Consider the following 19793-nt stretch of genomic DNA (forward strand, 5'->3'; position numbering starts at 1 on the left):
ATTTCAGTTTCCAATTCATTATTTCAGGCACTAATTTTCGCCTAAAACACTTAACTTACTCTTGATGAAGTCACTGTGGTCAACGTAGAGCAGCTCCGCTGTTTTACGGATCACAGAATCTTCGATAGGGTCAATTTCCCCGTCGGCATGCGCTACTTCCCACATCGCTTTGATTAAGTCGATTCGCACTGGCTGAGATAGGTCTCTGAGTTGCGATGTAAAGTCATACAGCGATACTGATTGCTCTACTTTCGGCTCTGCTTGCGCGAGCAGTACCTTTGCTTGTTCTTCATCTAAATCCAGCAAACGCTGCAGAAGCTGTAGCTTAGCGACTCTTTCTGATTCATTGATCTGATGGTCGGCACCCGCGACTTCACACAACAAACTCGCGATGGCGATATTAGGTGATGTGCCTTGGTTTTTGCTTAGGTCCTGGCCTTCAATCAATTGTTTAAACATTGATGTGAGAGAATTGAACATAACGAGCTCCAGTTAAAATTTGTATCGAGTTCCGTAACGCTGATAGCTATCAACTATAACCATAAGCATAACTATTGGGTCTACAGAGTGTGATCGCAAGCGTCTTTACTAAAAACTGACATTACGGATACGCTAGCGATAAGGAGCATTTTATCAATCGGGCTCTGGGAAACGGGTAATTTTACCGTCGCCACTGAGTGTCGTGATCGATTGCGGTTTCCCATCAGTGTCTAGCCTCAATTCTCCAATCGCACTGCGGTTTGAAAGGCGATAGAAGGTCTGATTGTCAGGGCTTCGCTTTTCGATCTTCAAGCGTTTACGCTTAGTGAAGTAGTTCAAAACTGAGCGAGGGCTGTATAACAGGCGGTCCCATACATCGCAGAATTTAAGCAGCGGAGCAGGGAACTGATTTTTAATACCACTGCAGGTGATTTGATAGATGTTCGGGCTGTTGCGACGATACCTAAGCTTGATGTCATAAGCGAAGGAGTAGTGAACATCGCCAGAAAGTACCACGAAGTTGGTCGGTGTTTTGGTATGGGTAAAGATGCTGATCAGCGTATTAGCACTGCCCGGATGTGCCATCCAGTTTTCAGCGTCAATCACTAATGGCTTGCCGATTGTGGTCGCCATCTTTTGCAGTGTTTCAATAAACTTCACGCCAAACATCGGTGCAGCAGAAACGATCACCACTTTATCTTGATTCATTAACTGATGTTGAAACTCAATCAAGGCTTCCCAGTCCATTAAACCTGAAGGCTTGTTCATGCGTGACTCTGAACGCCAACGACGCGTACGAGTATCCAACACAATGACTTTGGGTGAGGTATCTATTGTGTAATGCCACTCTTCAAAGCGACTCAGCATCTCAATAAAGGCTTGATGCTTGTCTGGCTCGATGTTGCCAATAGAGTGAGTAGTCGCTGCATTGCCGGCTTCATTATGAGTTTGTTTACTAATGCGCGGTTGTTTAGTAATGAGCGGTTGAGCGACAAAAAGCTGTTTTGCTTGCTCGATAAACGTTTCATCGAAGCTCTCCGGTTTGTTACCCCAACCTTGACACATCCAGTAAGCCGCAAGGCCGTTACCAATGACTTGGGTCGCGAACTGGTTTTGGTCGACGGCATGCTCCCAACCCACGGTAAGGTTCCAATCATCCGTCACATCGTGATCATCGAAGATCATGTACGTTGGAATATGCGCGAACAGACGTTGCACTTGCGGTAAGCCAGCAATGAAATCATCCATGATGACGCTTTCATCACGCCATTGTTGCTGCTCAGTCGGTGTTAATTGGCGTCCACCTTGAGTGAAGTTATTCTCAATTAAACGCTCTCGATTGACGCATTGCCACAGTGTCGGAGACCAAACCAATAAGTACATCGCGATAAACTCAGACAGCGTGACCAAGTGGTTTTCACAATCGGTAGAGCTAAAAATCGGCACGCCACGGTTCGGGAATAACTTATCGAGCATGGATTCTGAAGCTGTGTGGTGCGGCAAATAGTGATGACGCTGGTATAAGTGGTATTCACTGTTATACAGAGCGTCACTGTTGTTGATTTGTTTAATTTGCGAGTCAGTCGGTAAGCTTTCGCCTACAAGGCCAAGCAGGTGAATCACTTGTTGAATAGCATCAAGTGTTGGGCCTGCCACATGGTCGGCGTAGATCTGATCGCCGCTCATCATCAGCATGTCGGGTCTTTCAGCGACGGTTTGATCGGCCATCTTGTTATCGGCTGCAACTAGGCTGTCTTTGCTTGGATGATGCGGGTTGCGGCAAGAGCCATGAAGAATGTAATCAGCTGAGGTCGATATCTTAAACTCAACGCGAGATTTACCGTTGTAAACAAGGTGAGGGGCGAGCTCTTTTAGTGAACCTGACTCTGTGTGAAAGTCATATTCAAGCAGCGTATTAGTCGGAAACTCACCTTGTAAGCGAATTAGCGTTATCCACGCATGTGTACCGATTTGAATCGAATCATGTTCTTCAAGCGATGAGGTATAAAACGGCTGGTCTTGTGCTGCTTCAGAATCGTCTATTTCTTGAGTATGAAGCTCGGCTCTGCCTGTAAGAGGCGAGCTGGTGGCTAACCAAAGTATTACTTCAGTCGCGGTGGTTTTTCTTAAAATGGGTCCGGCGAGTAACAGGGGAAGAGATGATGTCGTAGAGGGTTTCAATACGGTACCTAAAATCGTTGGTGGCTAGTCGTCGTGGTGTTCTTTTGTTTCGAGCTTGTTCGTGTCTGGCTTTGTGGTTCCAAGCGTTGATGCTTCAAATTCTACTGAGTCAGATTCTGTTGATTATGCTCTGCAATCTCAGGCTCTGTCGTTTCAGATTCTGTTGATTCAAGAACTTCGATAACTTCTGAGCTAGAAAGTTCATGGCCCATTAGAAATATTGCCAATAGGGCATCGGCTTTGGTCTTGGTATCGGAAGGCTCGTCTAATAACAGTTCGAGCTTTTCTCGAATCATAGCAATCTCGTGCTCAACAAAGCCACGGCCTTCTTCATCCCCTTGATTGTCTTCAGGGGCATTATCGAATTCAAGAAATAGCATGTCACCGTCTAGGTTGGTATCCACCAAACGCTCAGGCAACCACGCCTCACCCATAACAATATCTGGATCGGAATCTTTGGGTAAGTGATCTATAATGTTTTGTAATTCGGAGACTTTCACAATACTTTCATTTAACCGAGAATATTCTACATTGTAACGGTCAATGCCGAGCAAACCTAAAAATAGTTAGCCGTCATGGTTAATAAATGTCTAATCAGTAAAACAATATTTTTTTCAAAGAGTAATTACACAAGAATGAAGCTAAAATATTTACCGACTCTTCCTTCATCTGGATTGGTTTTACTAGGTAGCGCTTTCCTAAGTGGCATTTTCGTAAGTGCTAATGCGTGGGCCGCTGAAGAGCAAGAGTGGGGCATCGCTGCAATGTTCCGTACAGCAAGCATCCCTTATGACACGTCTGGTGGCGACCAATCGGTTAGCTCATTCGTACCGATGCTGTTTTTCAAGAACGATTATGTGTTTATTGACGGTACTGAGATGGGGGCATACCTCTATCAAACTGACGATGAGAAGTGGTCTTTCAATGCTATCTCTCGCATGCGCTTTATTGATATTCCTGCATCTGAGCAGAACGCGATTGAAGGCGATACGGCGGACTTTGGTGCTCAACTGACCTACCAACTTGATGATTCTTGGTCTGTCGAGACGGAGTTAATGAGCGACAGTGAATACAACTTCCACGGTAACTTACGAGCTAAAGCCAAGTATGAAACTGGAGATTGGGAGTTTTACCCGAGCGCGACGCTGCGTTATAAAAGTGCTGATTTCAACAGTGAGTATTACTCCGCATCTAATGAAACCATTGGTGCTGGTGTTGACTTAAATGTTGGTGTTGAAACGCGTTACCATGTGGTTTCTAACTTGTATTTATTGGGTTCAACCAGTGTGACTCGATTGGACGATAACGCTTACGATTCTTCGATTGTTGAAGACCGTTATCAGGGGGAATTGTACCTTGGCTTTGGTTTCTTTAACGACAAAGAGAAAGCGCCAAAACCTAAACTGAGCAATGCGCCGTACTTACGTGTCGCACACGGCTGGGGAACGCCATCCAATATTGGCGACATCATGAAGTTCAATCGAGAGAAAGACGAATACAACAACCAGTTGACCTCGTTCTTCTATGGACACCCGTTAACCGATGAGATCTTCGGTTTGCCACTGGATATCTATTTAACCCCAGGTATTGCGCACCACTGGAGTTCAGACGTTCAATCGAGCAGCACCGAATACATTATCGCAATCAAGGCGTACTACACCTTTGATTGGCCAACTCAGTGGCGTGTTGGTGTGGCAGAAGGTATGTCTTACATCGATTCGATTACCTATATCGAAGGCTCTGAGATGGACCGTAAAGGTTACACCGCAAGCCATCTATTGAACTACTTAGACTTCTCATTCGATGTCAACGTTGGCGACTTGATTGGTAAGAATGACTTGAACAACTTATGGTTCGGTTATTCATTGCATCATCGTTCTGCGATCTTTGAAAAATCCTCTCAGTATGGTCGTATCAAAGGCGGCAGTAACTACAACACGGTCTACTTCCAATATGAGTTTTAAGCGCAGTTTTTAACGTTAGCTTTAAACCAGAGTTGACTAAGTACGAATTACATTTGACCGCGCTTTCATAGCTCCTGCGAGTGTTAGCGAGATTAATCAGCCTGATAGCTAAAGGTTTTCCCTTTGCTGTCAGGCTTTTTTGTTTGAGACTTGTGATATAATCGCGCGAGTTTAATAAGTACAAGAATAGGACACGCTTTGACTTCGTCTCCGGAAAAAGCAGATAACAACAAGAATGCAGCACAGCCAAGTTCTTCACAGAGCAAAGCGAAACCAAACCAAGCTGCATCGAAAAAATCTGCTGAACAATCAGCGACAAACAACAAATCATCTCAGAATAGCCCAGCCTCTCTTCGTAAAGCGCTCAACGAATGTATGATGCGCGATCGCTTCCGTTTGAGTAAGCGAATTGCTGGTGCGAGTAAAATTAAGAACGAACAAGCTAAGCACGCTGTCTTTGATGAGATTGCGTTAGACATTGCTAAGTCAATGATGACGGCAACTCAGCGCGCGGCACAGAAACCAACGATTGAATACCCAGAAATTCTCCCGGTTAGCCAAAAGCGCGAAGACATCGCGAAAGCCATCGCTGAAAACCAAGTGGTTATCGTGGCGGGTGAAACGGGTTCGGGTAAAACCACTCAGCTACCAAAAATCTGTTCTGAGCTTGGCCGCGGCCGCTTTGGCTTAATTGGTCACACTCAGCCCCGTCGTCTTGCGGCGCGTTCGGTTGCGAACCGTATTGCTGAAGAGATGGAAACACAGCTGGGTGAGTTCGTTGGTTATAAGGTTCGATTCAACGACCAGATTTCTGACAATACCCAAATCAAACTGATGACCGACGGTATTCTACTGGCGGAGATTCAACACGACCGTTTCTTAAATCAGTACGACACCATCATTATCGATGAAGCGCACGAACGTAGCCTGAACATCGATTTCATCATGGGTTACCTGAAAGAGTTACTGCCAAAGCGTCCTGATCTGAAAGTGATCATCACGTCGGCAACCATCGATCCAGAGCGTTTCTCTAAGCACTTTAACAATGCACCGATCATTGAAGTGTCTGGTCGTACTTACCCAGTTGATACGCGTTACCGCCCATTAGGTGGTGATGAAAGTGATTCAGACCGCGACCAAATCGAAGGCATCTTTGAAGCCGTTGATGAGCTGTGTGATGAAGGCCTTGGCGATATCTTGATCTTCATGAACGGTGAGCGAGAAATTCGTGATACCGCAGATGCATTAAGTAAACGCAACCTTCGTGATACCGAAATTGTCCCGCTTTACGCGCGTCTATCGGCGGGTGAGCAGAACCGTATCTTCCAGTCTCATACTGGTCGACGCATCGTTCTGGCAACCAACGTGGCAGAAACCTCGTTAACCGTTCCGGGCATCAAGTATGTTATCGACCCGGGTACGGCGCGTATTAGCCGCTACAGCTATCGTACTAAAGTACAACGTCTACCGATTGAGCCAGTGTCTCAAGCGAGTGCAAACCAGCGTAAAGGTCGTTGTGGTCGTGTTGCAGAAGGTATCTGTATTCGTTTGTACTCTGAGGAAGATTTCGAGTCACGCCCAGAGTTTACTGACCCAGAGATTCTTCGTACTAACCTAGCATCGGTTATCCTTCAGATGACAGCGCTAGGCCTAGGCGACATTCAAGCGTTCCCATTTGTTGAAGCGCCCGATAAGCGCAACATTCAAGACGGTGTAAGGCTGCTTGAAGAGCTTGGTGCGATCGCCACCGTTGAACCGTCAGCGAACAAAAACAAGAACCACGGCGACGACAAGAAGAAGCTAACCGCGATTGGTCGTAAGCTGGCAAAACTGCCTATCGATCCACGTTTAGCGCGTATGGTAATTGAAGCGCCACGTAACCGATGCCTACACGAAGTGATGGTGATCGCGTCTGCGTTGTCGATTCAAGATCCGCGTGAGCGTCCATCAGATAAGCAACAATCGTCTGATGACAAGCACAAACGTTTCTTCGATAAAGAGTCTGACTTCATCACGTTTGTGAACTTATGGGATTACATCAAGCAGCAGCAAAAAGCATTGTCGAGTAACCAGTTCCGCAAACAGTGTAAGCAAGATTACCTCAACTATTTACGTATCCGTGAATGGCAAGATGTGTACTTCCAAATTCACCAAGCAATGCGTGAGCTAGATACTAAGTTGAATACAGAACCGGGCAGCTACGATGGCATTCACATGTCACTGCTATCAGGTCTGCTTTCGCACATCGGTATGAAAGACCAAGAGAAGAATGAGTATCAAGGTGCACGTAATGCACGCTTCCACATCTTCCCTGCGTCTGGCCTATTTAAGAAACAGCCTAAGTGGATCATGTCTGCGGAGCTGGTAGAAACCTCAAAACTTTGGGGGCGCGTTATCGCGAAGATTCAACCTGAATGGATTGAACCGCTAGCGAAACACCTGATTAAACGCAGTTACAGCGAACCACATTGGTCGAAGAAACAAGCAGCGGTAATGGCACACGAAAAAGTGATGCTTTACGGAATCCCAATCATTCCAAAACGCTTAGTTAACTACGGAGCGATTGATGCCACTGTCAGCCGTGAATTGTTTGTACGCAGTGCATTGGTTGAAGGTGAGTGGGAAACCAAACATACGTTCTTCAAACAGAACCGCAAGCTCCTGCAAGAAGTGGAAGAGCTTGAGCATAAATCGCGTCGTCGCGACATCTTGATCGATGATGATGAACTGTTCGACTTCTATGATCAACGTGTTGGCGAAGAGGCAGTGTCAGGCCGTCATTTTGATACGTGGTGGAAGAAGACCAGTCAGAAAACTCCTGAGCTGCTTAACTTTGAAAAGTCGATGCTGTTCCGAGGCGATGCTAGCCACGTTACTGATTTGGATTATCCGAACTTCTGGCACCAAAACGGTATTAAGTTGAAACTGAGCTACCAATTTGAACCAGGTGACGACAACGATGGTGTAACGGTACACATTCCGCTGCCTATCTTGAACCAAATTGACCAAAACGGTTTTGATTGGCAGATCCCAGGCCTGCGTCAGGAACTGGTGATTAGCCTAATTAAGTCACTACCTAAAACGCTACGCCGTAACTTTGTACCTGCGCCAAACTACGCAGATGCATTCTTGGCACGTGTGACACCGCTTGAAGCACCGTTACTGGATTCTCTTGAGAAAGAGCTACGCCGCATGACGGGTGTGGAAGTGGTACGTGATGACTGGAAGTTAGACCAGATTCCAGAGCACTTAAAGGTAACATTCCGCGCTGTAGATCATCGCAAGCGTAAGCTGAAAGAACAGAAAGATCTGCATGAGTTGAAAGAGAGCCTGAAAGACAAGGTTCAAGAAACGCTTTCTAAAGTGGCAGACGACGATATCGAGCAGCAGAACCTGCACACGTGGAGCTTTGGTGAATTACCAAAAGTCTACCAACAGAAACGTGGTGGCTACGATGTTAAAGCCTTCCCTGCGCTGGTGGATACCAAAGACAGCGTAGAGATCAAACTGTTCGAAACCGAGCAAGAGCAAATCTCGGCAATGAAATCGGGTCAGCGTCGTTTAATCTTGTTGAACGTGCCATCACCGATCAAATACTTGCACTCGAACCTGCCGAACAAATCGAAACTTGGCTTGTACTTCAACCCATACGGACAGGTACTCGATCTTATCGATGACTGTATCGCTTGTGGTATTGATAAGCTGATTGAAGAGAAGGGCGGTTTGGTTTGGGAACCGGAGCAGTTTGAAGCTCTGAAAGAACACGTACGTGCAGAGCTGGGTGATACCGTAGTAGAGATTGCTCAACAGGTTGAAACCATCCTAACCACGGCATTCAGCATCAGTAAAAAGCTGAAAGGACGCGTGGATCTTTCTATGGCATTCGCACTTTCTGACATAAAAGCTCAAGTAGAAGGTTTGATTTTTAAGGGTTTTGCCACAGAATGTGGGTGGAAACGCTTGCCGGATATTCTACGCTATATGAGAGCGATTGAACGCCGCATGGAAAAACTGCCAATTGACCCGAACAAAGATCGTCTTCACATGATCAAAGTTGAGTCAGTAATGAATGATTACAAAGAACTGCTGAATAAAATTCCAAAAGGGATCGCGGTTCCAGAAAATGTAAGAGAGGTGCGTTGGATGATAGAAGAGCTTCGTGTAAGTTTCTTCGCACAGCAGCTCGGTACGACTTACCCAGTATCAGATAAGCGTGTTAAAAACGCGATTGATGCTTGCTAAAGGAATAAAGCTAGACGCAATGGCAAGGTTTGGGTATAAATCTTGCTTATTGCATTACTAATTGAATAGTTATTACATACAGGGCGACTTGGTGGCAATTTATTACCACTCAAGGCCTGCCACTAGGACGAAAAAGGTCGAATATGAAAAAAACGTTATTGGCACTAGCACTACTAGGTGCATCTTCAACAGCAATGGCTGATTCTTGGTTGTACGGCGGTGTAATGGGTGGTCAAAACTCATTCGCTGGTGAAGATGAAAACGCGGTGGGCATCCACGTAGGTACAGGTATCCTTCCACTAATCGGTGTTGAAGCGGGTTACTGGGATCTAGGTTCTTTCGGCAGCGTTAATTACGGCAACCGCGATCTTAAGAATTTAGACGCAAGCACTGCTTACCTAGCGATTAAACCAAGCATCGATTTTGGTCCTCTTCACGTATACGCGAAGGGTGGTCTTCACTCTTACGAGCTTAAAGCTGATGGCTTCAAGCAAGACGATGTTGATATCATGTACGGTGTAGGCGCTGAATACTTCATCTTTGGTCCACTATCTGTAGGCGCTAGCTACCAAAACTTCAAAATGAAAGATGACGACTCTGGCGTATTCACGCTAAACGCAACTATCCACCTACTGTAATTACTTGCAGTCAGTGACAGACGTACCGTTGGTCACGGATATTTGTAGAGTTCGTAAGAATTCGTAAAAAATGCCAGCTTGATAGCTGGCATTTTTGTATCTGTTAACCGTGTAATCGCTACTCTGTTTTCTTATAACAGATAGCAAGCGGATGGTTATTTTTTACTGTTCAGAATACGCTGAATTCTTGGGTTAATCGCTTTACCGTGTTTACTTTCGTACTCTTCACGTTTTAAATCGTTCAGGTTCTTTACAGAGTTAGCGGCAAGAAGGAATTCTGGTAACTCAGTTTCAAGCATGCCTTTCTCATCTAAACGTTTCGCTTCCAAGTAATACTTCTTGAACAGGCCATCGAGTTTGTTTTCAGCCGTGCGCTTTAAATCGTACAGTTTATTCTGGATTAACCATTGCTCAATCTTATTATCTGCAGAGCGTGACAACACTCGAATACGGCTATCCAACAACTCTTCTTCAGTCAAAGAATCTTTCAGGATCCAAAGCTCACCCATTTGCGGCGGCCAACTGTTGCCAAGTTGAATACGTTCATGACAGTGCATTAGCACGCGGTTAAGGCCGTCTGAGTCAACAGAGTGGGCAAACTCAAGAAACTTACCGCTCGGTTCACTACCGTATTGGTATTCCCACTGAGTTTCGTACACGCTCAAGAAAGAACCGAACACATGGATACACCAATCGGTTAGTTCAAGCTCTGCTGGATCTTGATCAACAACAGGCACTTGCTGAGACGCACCAGAGCCCGCAGCGTTTGGTGTCGCTACTTTTACTTCTGTACTTTGTGCTTCAATCACTTCAGGTGCGTTAGGCTGTACTGTAGCGTCAGGTACAACAGGTTGAGCTGGCTCAGAAGGTTGGCTTTTTGCCTTTTTGAATGAGCTGCTGCCTGAAGCGTTCAGATGGGCTAAGCTTTTGTCTATACCCATTTCCTTGAGCTTGTCCTGCATTTCCTGAATATTGAGAGGTCTTCTGCTGTTGTTGTCTTTCATTTTGCTTCTCGTTAACTAGCCAGTACTGCAGCTTGGATTCAATCCGAGATAATGGCATTAATTCATTGGCTTTGGCTTTATACCAGAGGACAAATTTCTTCCATACTAAACTATGGTCACCGGTCAAACCGGAGAATTTAAACGCACGTTCTGCCCATGATGGTATCTCTTCTTCGTTGAGATCATGAGTAGATACGGTGTTGCTGTTCATTGAGCCTCGACCTTGTGGGCGAGGGGCCTGCTGCATGTGTTGCATTGGTGCCGGAGCAGGCTGAAACTTGGGTGCAGGTGCAGTAGAGTAGACCGGAATACTATTGGTCGGTTGAACCTCAACGTGCGCCGTAGCTTGCTCTTGCTCAATGAGCATTTTGAAAACGTGAATCTCTTTCTTATCTCGATAGTCTACTTTCACCTTATCGAGGAAACCTTGGTCGACTAAACACTTAAGGCAGTCGGCTAAACCAAACGTAGATAGAGCACAAAGCTGACCTGCCGTTTGTAGGCACACATTGGTGTAACCGAATTCATCAGCACCATCTGCAAGCATCAATAAAACCAGCTTTTCTGCTGGGCTAGAAGTATTCACTTGCCAAGCTAAATAAGAATATTTGGCGCTCAATATCGTGTTCTCAAAAAAGGTAAGTCGTTGTCACTATTGTAAGTCACCCCTTACCGAATTTATAGCAACTTAACAGAAAACGACATTAGTAAGCCAAATATTGACCATAAGGAGAGGTCTGCCCCAAAAAGTAAGCCTACACTCATTCATTCTAGGTCAGAAGGTGGCTAAAGATGGGGTTTACGGGCGTCTTTTTCGGGGCCGATTCTGCACCAAGGCTTAAAATAACGCGGTCTATTAACGTTAAGAATGAGCTTCTAAACTTTCGTGTTGTCTTCATGAAAGCGCCTATCTTCTCTCTCTAGTGACTGTTGATGATTTCTTTATCTACTTATTGACCTATTTATCCATACATTCATAAGTTGTATTTAATTTATAAAACACCTTGATATGATCAATATTTGCGCTATTATGACGATAAGTCAGAAATGACGAAGCGTCATAAAATGGTTAACCACATGAATTTACTATTCGTGTTAATATATTGGACAGGAGCGTTTTAAATGCTGATTAAGCTTAGGTAATAGCTAAGCTCAAATACGGACTGAAAAATTATGTTTGGCTTTGGTTGTAAAGGCGATAAACAAAGTATCTTTGGTTGCAAGGCGGTGCTGTCTAAGAAGCAGCAATCCATCGCAGACCGAGAAGTAGAATTGATGTTGTTAGCAAAAGATCTGGTTCGAGAACAAGGGTTCGGAAACCTGACGATGGATAGGCTAACGGCGGCAAGCTCTTATTCTAAAGGTACGATATACAATCACTTTTGCAGTAAAGAAGACGTGGTTTTAGCGTTATGTATTCATTCTTTAAAGGCCGAGGCACTGTTGTTTGCTCGTTCTGGAGAGTTTGAAGGCAACTCTCGCGAAAAGATTGTCGCATTGCACGTTGCGTACCGAGTTTATGCTCGTATGGAACCGGTATTATCAACTTGCGCGATTATGGCGAAAAGCCCATGGGTACTAGAGAAAGCCTCCAGTGCACGCGTGGCCGAGATGAATCAATTAGAAGAGATCGTTATCGAACAAGCGGATCTGCTCGTCAATCAAGCAGTAGAAGCGGGTGACCTAAAGTTCTCTTCTGGCGTTGGCTCAGATGCCATCGTTTTTGCTAACTGGTCAATTGCATTTGGTTCAAATGCCTTGTCACAGAACGCATCAAACAGTCATTGTATTAAGCGGTTACAAGACCCGTATTCAGTATTACACAACGCGAACATGATTCTAGACGGCCTAAATTGGCAGCCCCTTTCTAGTGACTGGGATTACCGCAAAACTTGGCGTCGTGTAGAACAAGAACTGTTCAGTGAAGAGATCGCTTACTTAGAGTCTGTAGGTCGATAGCTTCCGTTAAGCCCACACATGTGGGTTTATTAATAACCATTTTTGACGATTCGTCACAAACTTGAGACTGACCGACTGTGGTTGCTGTTTTCTTGAGTGTTTGACTAAGCATTGTGTCTTTTGTCAGCTTCGGCTGGCTTTTTATGACACAAATATGACGAATCGTCACAAATGGAGACTGTGATGAAACATGACAGCCAGAAGCCCACGTTCGATCAGCAAAACCGAGATAACCCTAATGCCGATAGCGCAAACACAGATCTAAACAGTTGGCACTCAATACCTACCAAGCGTTCGTTTATCGTTCTGCTGGTGGTGTTTTCAATCATCATTCTCTCTGCATTAGGGGCTAAGAACCTCTACTTTAGAGGGGACTACAACATCTTCTTCGAAGGCACCAACAAGCAGTTGATGGCGTTCGATGAAATCCAAACCACCTTTGCAAAAACCGACAACCTTGCGATTGTTGTCGCACCTGAAGATGGCAATGTCTTCACCCCTGAAACTCTCTCCCTGATTCAAAATCTCACGGTTGATGCGTGGCAGATCCCGTATTCAAGCCGTGTCGATTCCCTTGCTAATTATCAGCACACCGAAGCCATTGAAGATGATCTTTTGGTAGAAGACTTGCTGTATGAAGAGTACGAACACACACCAGAACGCATCGCCAAAGTAAAACAGATCGCCCTTAACGAGCCGTTGCTTAAGAATGCCTTGGTGTCGGCCTCTGGCGATGTGACGATTGTGAACGTCACCGTGCAACTGCCAGAAGTGGACAAAACCGCAGAAGTGCAAGAGGTGATTGCGGCAATCAATACCATGTTCGGCAAGTACCAAGCTCAGTATCCTAATGTCGAATTCCATAAAGCGGGCATCATAGCCATGAACAACGCATTTATGACTTCGGCTCAACAAGACAGCTCAACGCTCGTTCCCTTAATGCTGTTGGTGGTACTGGTGTTCCTGACCTTTATGCTGCGCTCGTTCTTTAGTGTGGTGGCGACGCTCATTGTGATCATCTCTTCGATTGTTGCCACCATGGGATTGTCTGGTTGGGCAGGGATGTTCTTGAGTACCGCAACCGTGAATGTGCCAACCTTGGTTTTAACTTTGGCGGTGGCTGATTGTGTTCACGTGATTGTGACCATGAGACAAGCGATGCAGCGCGGTATGGAGAAAGCACAAGCCATTCAATACAGCATCAAGCTCAATGCGATGCCGATTCTGATCACCTCGGTGACCACTGCGATTGGTTTCCTGATGATGAACATGTCGGACTCACCAGTGCTGCGTGATTTCGGTAACTTATCGGCACTGGGTGTACTTATTGCGTGCTTCTTGTCTGTGACTATGTTGCCAGCGTTGCTAAAACTGCTGCCAGTCAAACGTCTACCTGCCAACCCTAAGGCGGCAGACAAAGTCACCTTCATGGATAAGCTGGGCGATTTTGTCGTAACTAACCGTAAAGCACTGCTGCCGATTTCTACGCTAGTGATTGTTGGCGCTGCCGCGTTAATTCCGCTCAACAAAGTCAACGATGAATCGGTGAAGTATTTCGATACCTCGAGTGAATTCAGACAAGCGGCCGACTTCATGGAAGAGACCGTAAGCGGCATGACAACCCTCAGTATCGCAGTGAAAACTAACGAGTCTCAAGCGATTGCTGATCCTGTGTTCTTGCAAGCGATTGGTGACTTTACTGAGTGGCTACGTGTTCAACCAGAAACCGACCATGTCGCCACGCTTTCTGATGTTTACATGCGTTTGAACAAGAATATGCATGCCGACGACGACAGCTACTACAAGCTACCGCTGAACCGTGAACTTGCCGCGCAATATCTGCTGCTTTACGAAATGTCTCTGCCGTACGGCTTGGACTTGAACAACCAGATCAACGTCGATAAATCATCGATCAAAATGGTACTCACCGTCGATAACCTTGGCAGCGTTGAGCTAGTCGAACTCGAAGAGCGCATTTACTCATGGTTTGCAGCCAATGCACCGCAATATGAAGTGGTGGCTTCGAGCCCGTCACTGATGTTTGCTCATATTGGCGAAACCAACATGGCGAGCATGCTATCAACTTTGCCTATCACCCTAGTGCTTATCTCTGGCTTGATGATCTTTGCATTGCGCTCGGTTCGCTTAGGCATGATCAGCCTAGTGCCCAACATTGCGCCTGCGATCATTGGCTTTGGTTTATGGGCGCTTATCTCAGGTGAAATCAACCTAGGTTTGTCAGTCGTGGTCACGCTCACGTTGGGTATCGTGGTTGATGATGCGGTGCACTTCTTGAGTAAATACCAGCGCGCAAGAATCGAAGGGAAATCAGCAGAAGAAGCGGTTCGATACGCTTTCCACACCGTAGGTCGCGCTTTGTGGATCACCACTGTTGTGCTAGTGGCCGGTTTCTCTGTACTGGCGATGTCGAGCTTCAGACTCAACTCCGACATGGGCTTACTCAGCGCGATTGTGATTTTCATTGCGCTGGTGGTCGATTTCATCTTGCTACCAAGCTTACTGATGATCTTCGACAAACAGACCCACTATTCAGCTAAAACTCAGCACGAATCAAAGCCAGATACCAAGTCGCAGCCTAGATCGACAGCCGAACTGACTACTTCGACCAAATAAGGAAACGTCGGCCTGCTGCGGTGGGCTGACTCAAGGAGATATTTATGAAAAGCGTTAAACAAACATTCGCTACTACATTACTTACTGTTAGCTCGTTGGCACTGAGCACATTCGCCGCTTTCCCAGCGTTAGCAGACCCTGCGAAAGGCTTAGAAATTGCCGAGCAACGTAAAGCGGTCGATGTCGGGTGGGGCGATTCTGTCGCAACCATGGAAATGCTACTTCGCAACAAACAGGGCGAAAGCAGTACACGTCTGATGCGATTGAAATCTTTGGAAGTCGATGACGATGGCGACAAAGGCTTAACCATTTTTGATGAACCACGCGACGTAAAAGGCACGGCTTTCCTAAACCATTCGCACATCACCAAATCCGATGACCAGTGGTTGTATCTTCCTGCACTCAAGCGTGTAAAACGCATCTCTTCACGCAACAAATCTGGCCCGTTTATGGGCAGTGAATTTGCGTATGAGGACTTAAGCTCGTTTGAACTTGAAAAGTACACCTTCAACTACATTGAAGACGCGAAACTGGAAGGCGTAGACACCTTTGTTTTAGAGCAAGTACCGACCGATAAAAACTCAGGCTACACCATGCAAAAGGTATGGCTAGACCAACAGCACTACCGCCCAATGAAAGTCGAGTTTTACGACCGCAAAGGCGCACTGCTTAAAACTCTATCGTTCCAAGATTACAAACAGTACCTAAACCAATACTGGCGCGCACACACCATGGCGATGCAAAACCATCAAACAGGCAAAAGCACCGTATTAACCACGACAGATTTAGTGTTCCAGACCGGTCTTAAAGACAAGGATTTCCAAAAGAACACACTAAAACGTGCGAAATAAGGCAGGAATATGAAAAGGATTGTGTTAACAGGAACGCAGTTATCTTTAACCTTGGCAGCGACAGTTGGGCTTATGCAGGTGTCGTTGCCATGTGTTGCGGCTGGTTTTAGCTCTGAATTCGTAGAACAGGTCACCCCGGAGCTAGCAGGGCAGGTTAACCTTGAACACAGGCAGTTCTTTAGCGACGGCTTGCAAGGGCAAGATAAAGGGCAAAGCTCGCTGGTGTTACAACCAGAGTTTTATTGGGAACAACAAGAGGGCAATGGCAGCTTTACCTTCACGCCGTTTTACCGCCTAGATAGCGAAGACGATGAACGAACCCATGGTGACGTTCGCGAAGCTCTATACCTAACGTATTGGGATGACTACGAACTGCGAGCCGGTGTCGGCAAGGTGTTCTGGGGTGTGACCGAATCGGCGCATTTGGTGGATGTGGTAAACCAAACCGATGCCATTGAATCGGTCGATGGTGAGTCGAAGTTAGGTCAGCCAATGGTCCACTTTACCTCAATCAAAGACTGGGGAACCATCGATGCCATGTTACTGCCGTATTTTCGTGAGCGTACCTTTGCAGGGGAAGACGGTCGATTAAGGCCAACTGTACCTGTATCGGATGATGCGCTTTACGAATCGTCGAGAGAAGAAAAGCACGTCGATGTGGCATTGCGTTATAGCCAAATGTACGGCGATTGGGATGTGGGATTAAGCTACTTAGGCGGCACAAATCGCGACCCTTATTACCATGTGGAAGGCAATCAGCTCAAACCGTATTACGCGCAAATGCAGCACTTCGGACTCGATGTTCAAGGTATTATCGGTGACTGGTTATGGAAGCTGGAAAGCATTTATCGCGACAGCTACGACAACCATACCGGCGTGGCGACAGGCTTTGAATACACTTGGGTAGGGGCGCTTGAATCGTACTGGGACATCGGCTTCATTGCGGAATACTTGTATGACAGCAGAGGTAACAATGCCCAAACCATCGGCCAAAACGATGTGTTTCTTGGTGCTCGTTTCGCCTTGAATGATGAAGACGGCACCGAAGTGCTTACAGGCATTACTCAAGACTTAGATAACAGCGATGTCTACAGCGCGAAGCTCGAAGCTTCAAGCCGCATCAATAACAACCTCAAGTGGCGATTGAACGCTTGGTTGTTTGAGAACGAAACCCCAGAAGACTTGTTGTTCTTCGCTCGTAAGGATGATTTTGTTGAACTGGCGTTGGAATACTATTTTTAGTCTTTACAAAAAGTTAGTATTTCCAACCATTTAGCATTTCCAACAAGTTAGCATTTCCCGAAAAGTTAGCATTGGTTTCGTGGGGCGCTCTTGCTAAAGGGGGCGTCTCAGATTTAAGAAGCGCAATATTTAGAATGTTTAATGTCATCTTTTTATAAAATAGAGCAAATAATCGAATAGTCCCAAAGGTAAAATGGTTGTATTTTTCGAGTATCTATAACCTCCGAATATGCATGTAAATCGTGCTGGTGGTATCGGCCCTAAGGGATTTATGAATTTATTTAATTGGGATAAAAACTTTGAAACAGGCATTGGTGTTGTAGATGAACAACATCAATACCTTGTTGGTTTTATCAATCACTACGGAAATCTTTTGTCAGAGAATACTATCTCTATAGACGACATTAACATCGCTTTACTCGAACTCGCGCGCTATGCAGAATTTCACTTTAAAGAAGAAGAATCTTTGATGAGAGATTGCGGTGTACATGAGTTACACATTGAAGAACACATCAAAGTGCATCGTGTATTTAAGCAAGATATCTACGGTATGCAAGCTTTCATCTTAGAAGAAGATCAGGTGTCAGCACGGCAGTTATTGGACTTCCTCATCCATTGGCTTACTTATCACATCCTCGGCATCGACCAAAACATGGCGCGACAAATGGTCGCCATAGAAGAGGGTGCAACACCTCTGCAAGCCTTTGAAGCGGAAGAAAAGCAGCAAGATTCTGCGACTGTCCCGCTGTTGGCTGCGCTTAACGGCCTGTTTGAACAAGTCTCTGAACGAAACAAACAGTTGTTACGCTTCAACCAGTTACTCGAAGATAAAGTTGAGGAACGTACGGCAGAATTAAAACGAGCGAATAAGAGACTTGAAGAACTGTCATTAACCGACTCTCTTACTAATTTGCATAACCGTCGTAGTGCTTTTAAACAGTTAGCGCTGCATTGGCAAGACTCCAAAGAACTGGGCATGCCTTTAGTGTGTATTATGATTGATGCCGACCACTTCAAGCGCATTAATGACACCAGCGGCCATGATGCAGGCGACTTGGTGCTACAAACCCTCTCGCGTGAACTGAAAAACACGTTCCGTAATGATGATATTGTTTGCCGGTTAGGTGGCGATGAGTTCTTGGTTATTTGCCCAAACACCGACCTTAAAGGTGGGATGTACATCGCGGAAACCGCTCGACAGAAAGTGTCTGAATTAGAGGTTGAAACCAGTCATCAAGTTTGGATTGGCAGTATTAGTGTCGGTGTCGCTGAAATGACCCAAGAATTCGAAACCATGAACGAATTGATTAAAGCGGCGGATGAGTCCGTCTATTTAGCAAAAAACGCAGGGAAGAACAGCGTTTGTTCTATTCAGATCTAGCCTTCAGGTCATTTCCAAATTAAGAAGTGGAACCTGTAATTGTTCCACTTCTTCCTACTCCTCATTAATATCCTGTTAAATTTGCCGTGTTTTTAGGCAATAACTTGTTCTTTTAGCGATTCAATTTGGCATTGGTTGCGTGTTTGATTACTATGTGTAGCTATCTAAAAAAACTAATCATCCGATACGGACACTACCAACTGGTAGATGAGGAAATGATGCAACATCTAGAAGAGATCATTGCTAATGCAACGACTGCTATTGATACAGCAGATTCGTTAGTCGCACTTGATGAAGTGCGAGTTCAGTATTTAGGTAAGAAGGGTGAATTAACTCTTCAACTACAAAGCCTAGGTAAACTTCCACCTGAAGAGCGTCGCACTGCTGGTCAAGAGATCAACAAAGCGAAAGGTGCTGTTCAACAAGCGATCGCAGCTCGCAAAGACGCACTACAACGTGCAGAGCTTGAAGCGAAACTAGCTGAAGAAACTATCGATGTGAGCCTACCAGGTCGTCGCATTGAGAACGGTGGTCTTCACCCAGTTACTCGCACTGTTGAGCGTATCGAACAGTTCTTTGGTGAGCTTGGCTTTAGCACTGAGTCTGGCCCTGAGATCGAAGATGCATTCCACAACTTTGATGCACTAAACATCGCAGACGATCACCCAGCTCGTACTGATCACGATACTTTCTTCTTCAACCCTGATCTAATGCTACGTACGCACACTTCTGGTGTTCAAATCCGTACGATGGAAAACGGCAAACCGCCATTCCGCTTCATTGCTCCGGGTCGTGTTTACCGTAACGACTACGATCAAACTCACACGCCAATGTTCCACCAAGTGGAAGGTATGTTAGTGGATGAGAACGTAAACTTCGCACAACTTAAAGGCATTCTTAACGATTTCCTTTGTAACTTCTTTGAAGAAGAAGTTGAAGTGCGTTTCCGTCCTTCATTCTTCCCGTTCACAGAGCCTTCAGCTGAAGTTGACGTGAAACGTAAAGATGGCAAATGGCTAGAAGTTCTAGGCTGTGGCATGGTTCACCCTAACGTACTTCGCTCTGTTGGCATCGACCCTGAGAAATACTCTGGTTTTGCATTCGGTATGGGTGTAGAGCGTCTAACGATGCTTCGTTACGGCGTAAATGACCTTCGTGCGTTCTTCGAGAACGACCTTCGTTTCCTTAAACAATTCAAGTAATCCGGGGCAGTCAAA

Annotated in this window: 14 protein-coding genes; 9 read left to right on the plus strand and 5 right to left on the minus strand. The window is 45.7% G+C overall.

The window, feature by feature from the left end; genetic code table 11:
• Window positions 1-30 precede the first annotated feature (30 nt).
• The 3 genes from AB4185_RS03555 to AB4185_RS03565 form a co-directional block, all read right to left on the minus strand.
• On the minus strand, window positions 31-480 hold the full coding sequence (locus AB4185_RS03555; RefSeq protein ID WP_102428587.1) for a TerB family tellurite resistance protein: 450 nt from the start codon (window positions 478-480) through the stop codon (window positions 31-33).
• 153 nt (window positions 481-633) lie between these two features.
• Window positions 634-2661 carry a hypothetical protein gene (locus tag AB4185_RS03560; protein WP_102428588.1) on the minus strand — a complete coding sequence of 676 codons (2028 nt, stop codon included), beginning with the start codon at window positions 2659-2661 and terminating at the stop codon, window positions 634-636.
• 101 nt (window positions 2662-2762) lie between these two features.
• Window positions 2763-3215 carry a hypothetical protein gene (locus AB4185_RS03565; protein WP_102428589.1) on the minus strand — a complete coding sequence of 151 codons (453 nt, stop codon included), beginning with the start codon at window positions 3213-3215 and terminating at the stop codon, window positions 2763-2765.
• An 81-nt stretch (window positions 3216-3296) separates the two neighbouring features.
• On the opposite strand from AB4185_RS03565, the gene AB4185_RS03570 reads away from it, so the two are divergent.
• From AB4185_RS03570 to AB4185_RS03580, 3 genes are all read left to right on the plus strand, one after another.
• Window positions 3297-4625: a MipA/OmpV family protein gene (locus AB4185_RS03570; protein ID WP_017070881.1), complete on the plus strand. Its 1329-nt coding sequence runs from the start codon at window positions 3297-3299 to the stop codon at window positions 4623-4625.
• A gap of 198 nt (window positions 4626-4823) precedes the next feature.
• A complete protein-coding gene (gene hrpA, locus AB4185_RS03575) occupies window positions 4824-8867 on the plus strand; it encodes an ATP-dependent RNA helicase HrpA (RefSeq protein ID WP_372134864.1) in 4044 nt (1347 codons plus the stop codon).
• Window positions 8868-9010: 143 nt separating this feature from the next.
• The gene (locus AB4185_RS03580; protein ID WP_017065440.1) at window positions 9011-9505 is read left to right on the plus strand and encodes an outer membrane beta-barrel protein; all 495 of its coding nucleotides are present in this window, start codon (window positions 9011-9013) and stop codon (window positions 9503-9505) included.
• A gap of 155 nt (window positions 9506-9660) precedes the next feature.
• On the opposite strand, the gene AB4185_RS03585 is transcribed toward AB4185_RS03580, so the two are convergent.
• Together AB4185_RS03585 and AB4185_RS03590 are read right to left on the minus strand one after the other, a co-directional pair.
• Window positions 9661-10446: a hypothetical protein gene (locus AB4185_RS03585; RefSeq protein WP_372134866.1), complete on the minus strand. Its 786-nt coding sequence runs from the start codon at window positions 10444-10446 to the stop codon at window positions 9661-9663.
• Window positions 10367-11128 carry a hypothetical protein gene (locus AB4185_RS03590; RefSeq protein ID WP_372134868.1) on the minus strand — a complete coding sequence of 254 codons (762 nt, stop codon included), beginning with the start codon at window positions 11126-11128 and terminating at the stop codon, window positions 10367-10369. The genes AB4185_RS03585 and AB4185_RS03590 overlap by 80 nt, the downstream gene beginning before the upstream one ends.
• 554 nt (window positions 11129-11682) lie before the next feature.
• Between AB4185_RS03590 and AB4185_RS03595 the strand changes: the two genes are divergently transcribed.
• From AB4185_RS03595 to pheS, 6 genes are all read left to right on the plus strand, one after another.
• Complete coding sequence (locus AB4185_RS03595; protein WP_372134870.1) at window positions 11683-12468, plus strand: TetR/AcrR family transcriptional regulator; 786 nt, start codon at window positions 11683-11685, stop codon at window positions 12466-12468.
• A 171-nt stretch (window positions 12469-12639) separates the two neighbouring features.
• Window positions 12640-15102, plus strand: coding sequence for an RND family transporter (locus tag AB4185_RS03600; RefSeq protein WP_372134872.1), 2463 nt, complete (start codon window positions 12640-12642; stop codon window positions 15100-15102).
• A 44-nt stretch (window positions 15103-15146) separates the two neighbouring features.
• Complete coding sequence (locus AB4185_RS03605) at window positions 15147-15953, plus strand: outer membrane lipoprotein-sorting protein (RefSeq protein WP_017060448.1); 807 nt, start codon at window positions 15147-15149, stop codon at window positions 15951-15953.
• 9 nt (window positions 15954-15962) lie between these two features.
• Window positions 15963-17195: a hypothetical protein gene (locus tag AB4185_RS03610; protein ID WP_372134874.1), complete on the plus strand. Its 1233-nt coding sequence runs from the start codon at window positions 15963-15965 to the stop codon at window positions 17193-17195.
• Between the two features lie 229 nt (window positions 17196-17424).
• On the plus strand, window positions 17425-18576 hold the full coding sequence (locus AB4185_RS03615; RefSeq protein ID WP_372134876.1) for a GGDEF domain-containing protein: 1152 nt from the start codon (window positions 17425-17427) through the stop codon (window positions 18574-18576).
• Between the two features lie 218 nt (window positions 18577-18794).
• Window positions 18795-19778, plus strand: coding sequence for a phenylalanine--tRNA ligase subunit alpha (gene pheS / locus AB4185_RS03620; RefSeq protein WP_004734764.1), 984 nt, complete (start codon window positions 18795-18797; stop codon window positions 19776-19778).
• Window positions 19779-19793: the final 15 nt, after the last annotated feature.

It is taken from the genome of Vibrio sp. 10N.286.48.F5, from assembly GCF_041469785.1.
GTDB lineage: Bacteria > Pseudomonadota > Gammaproteobacteria > Enterobacterales > Vibrionaceae > Vibrio > Vibrio crassostreae_C.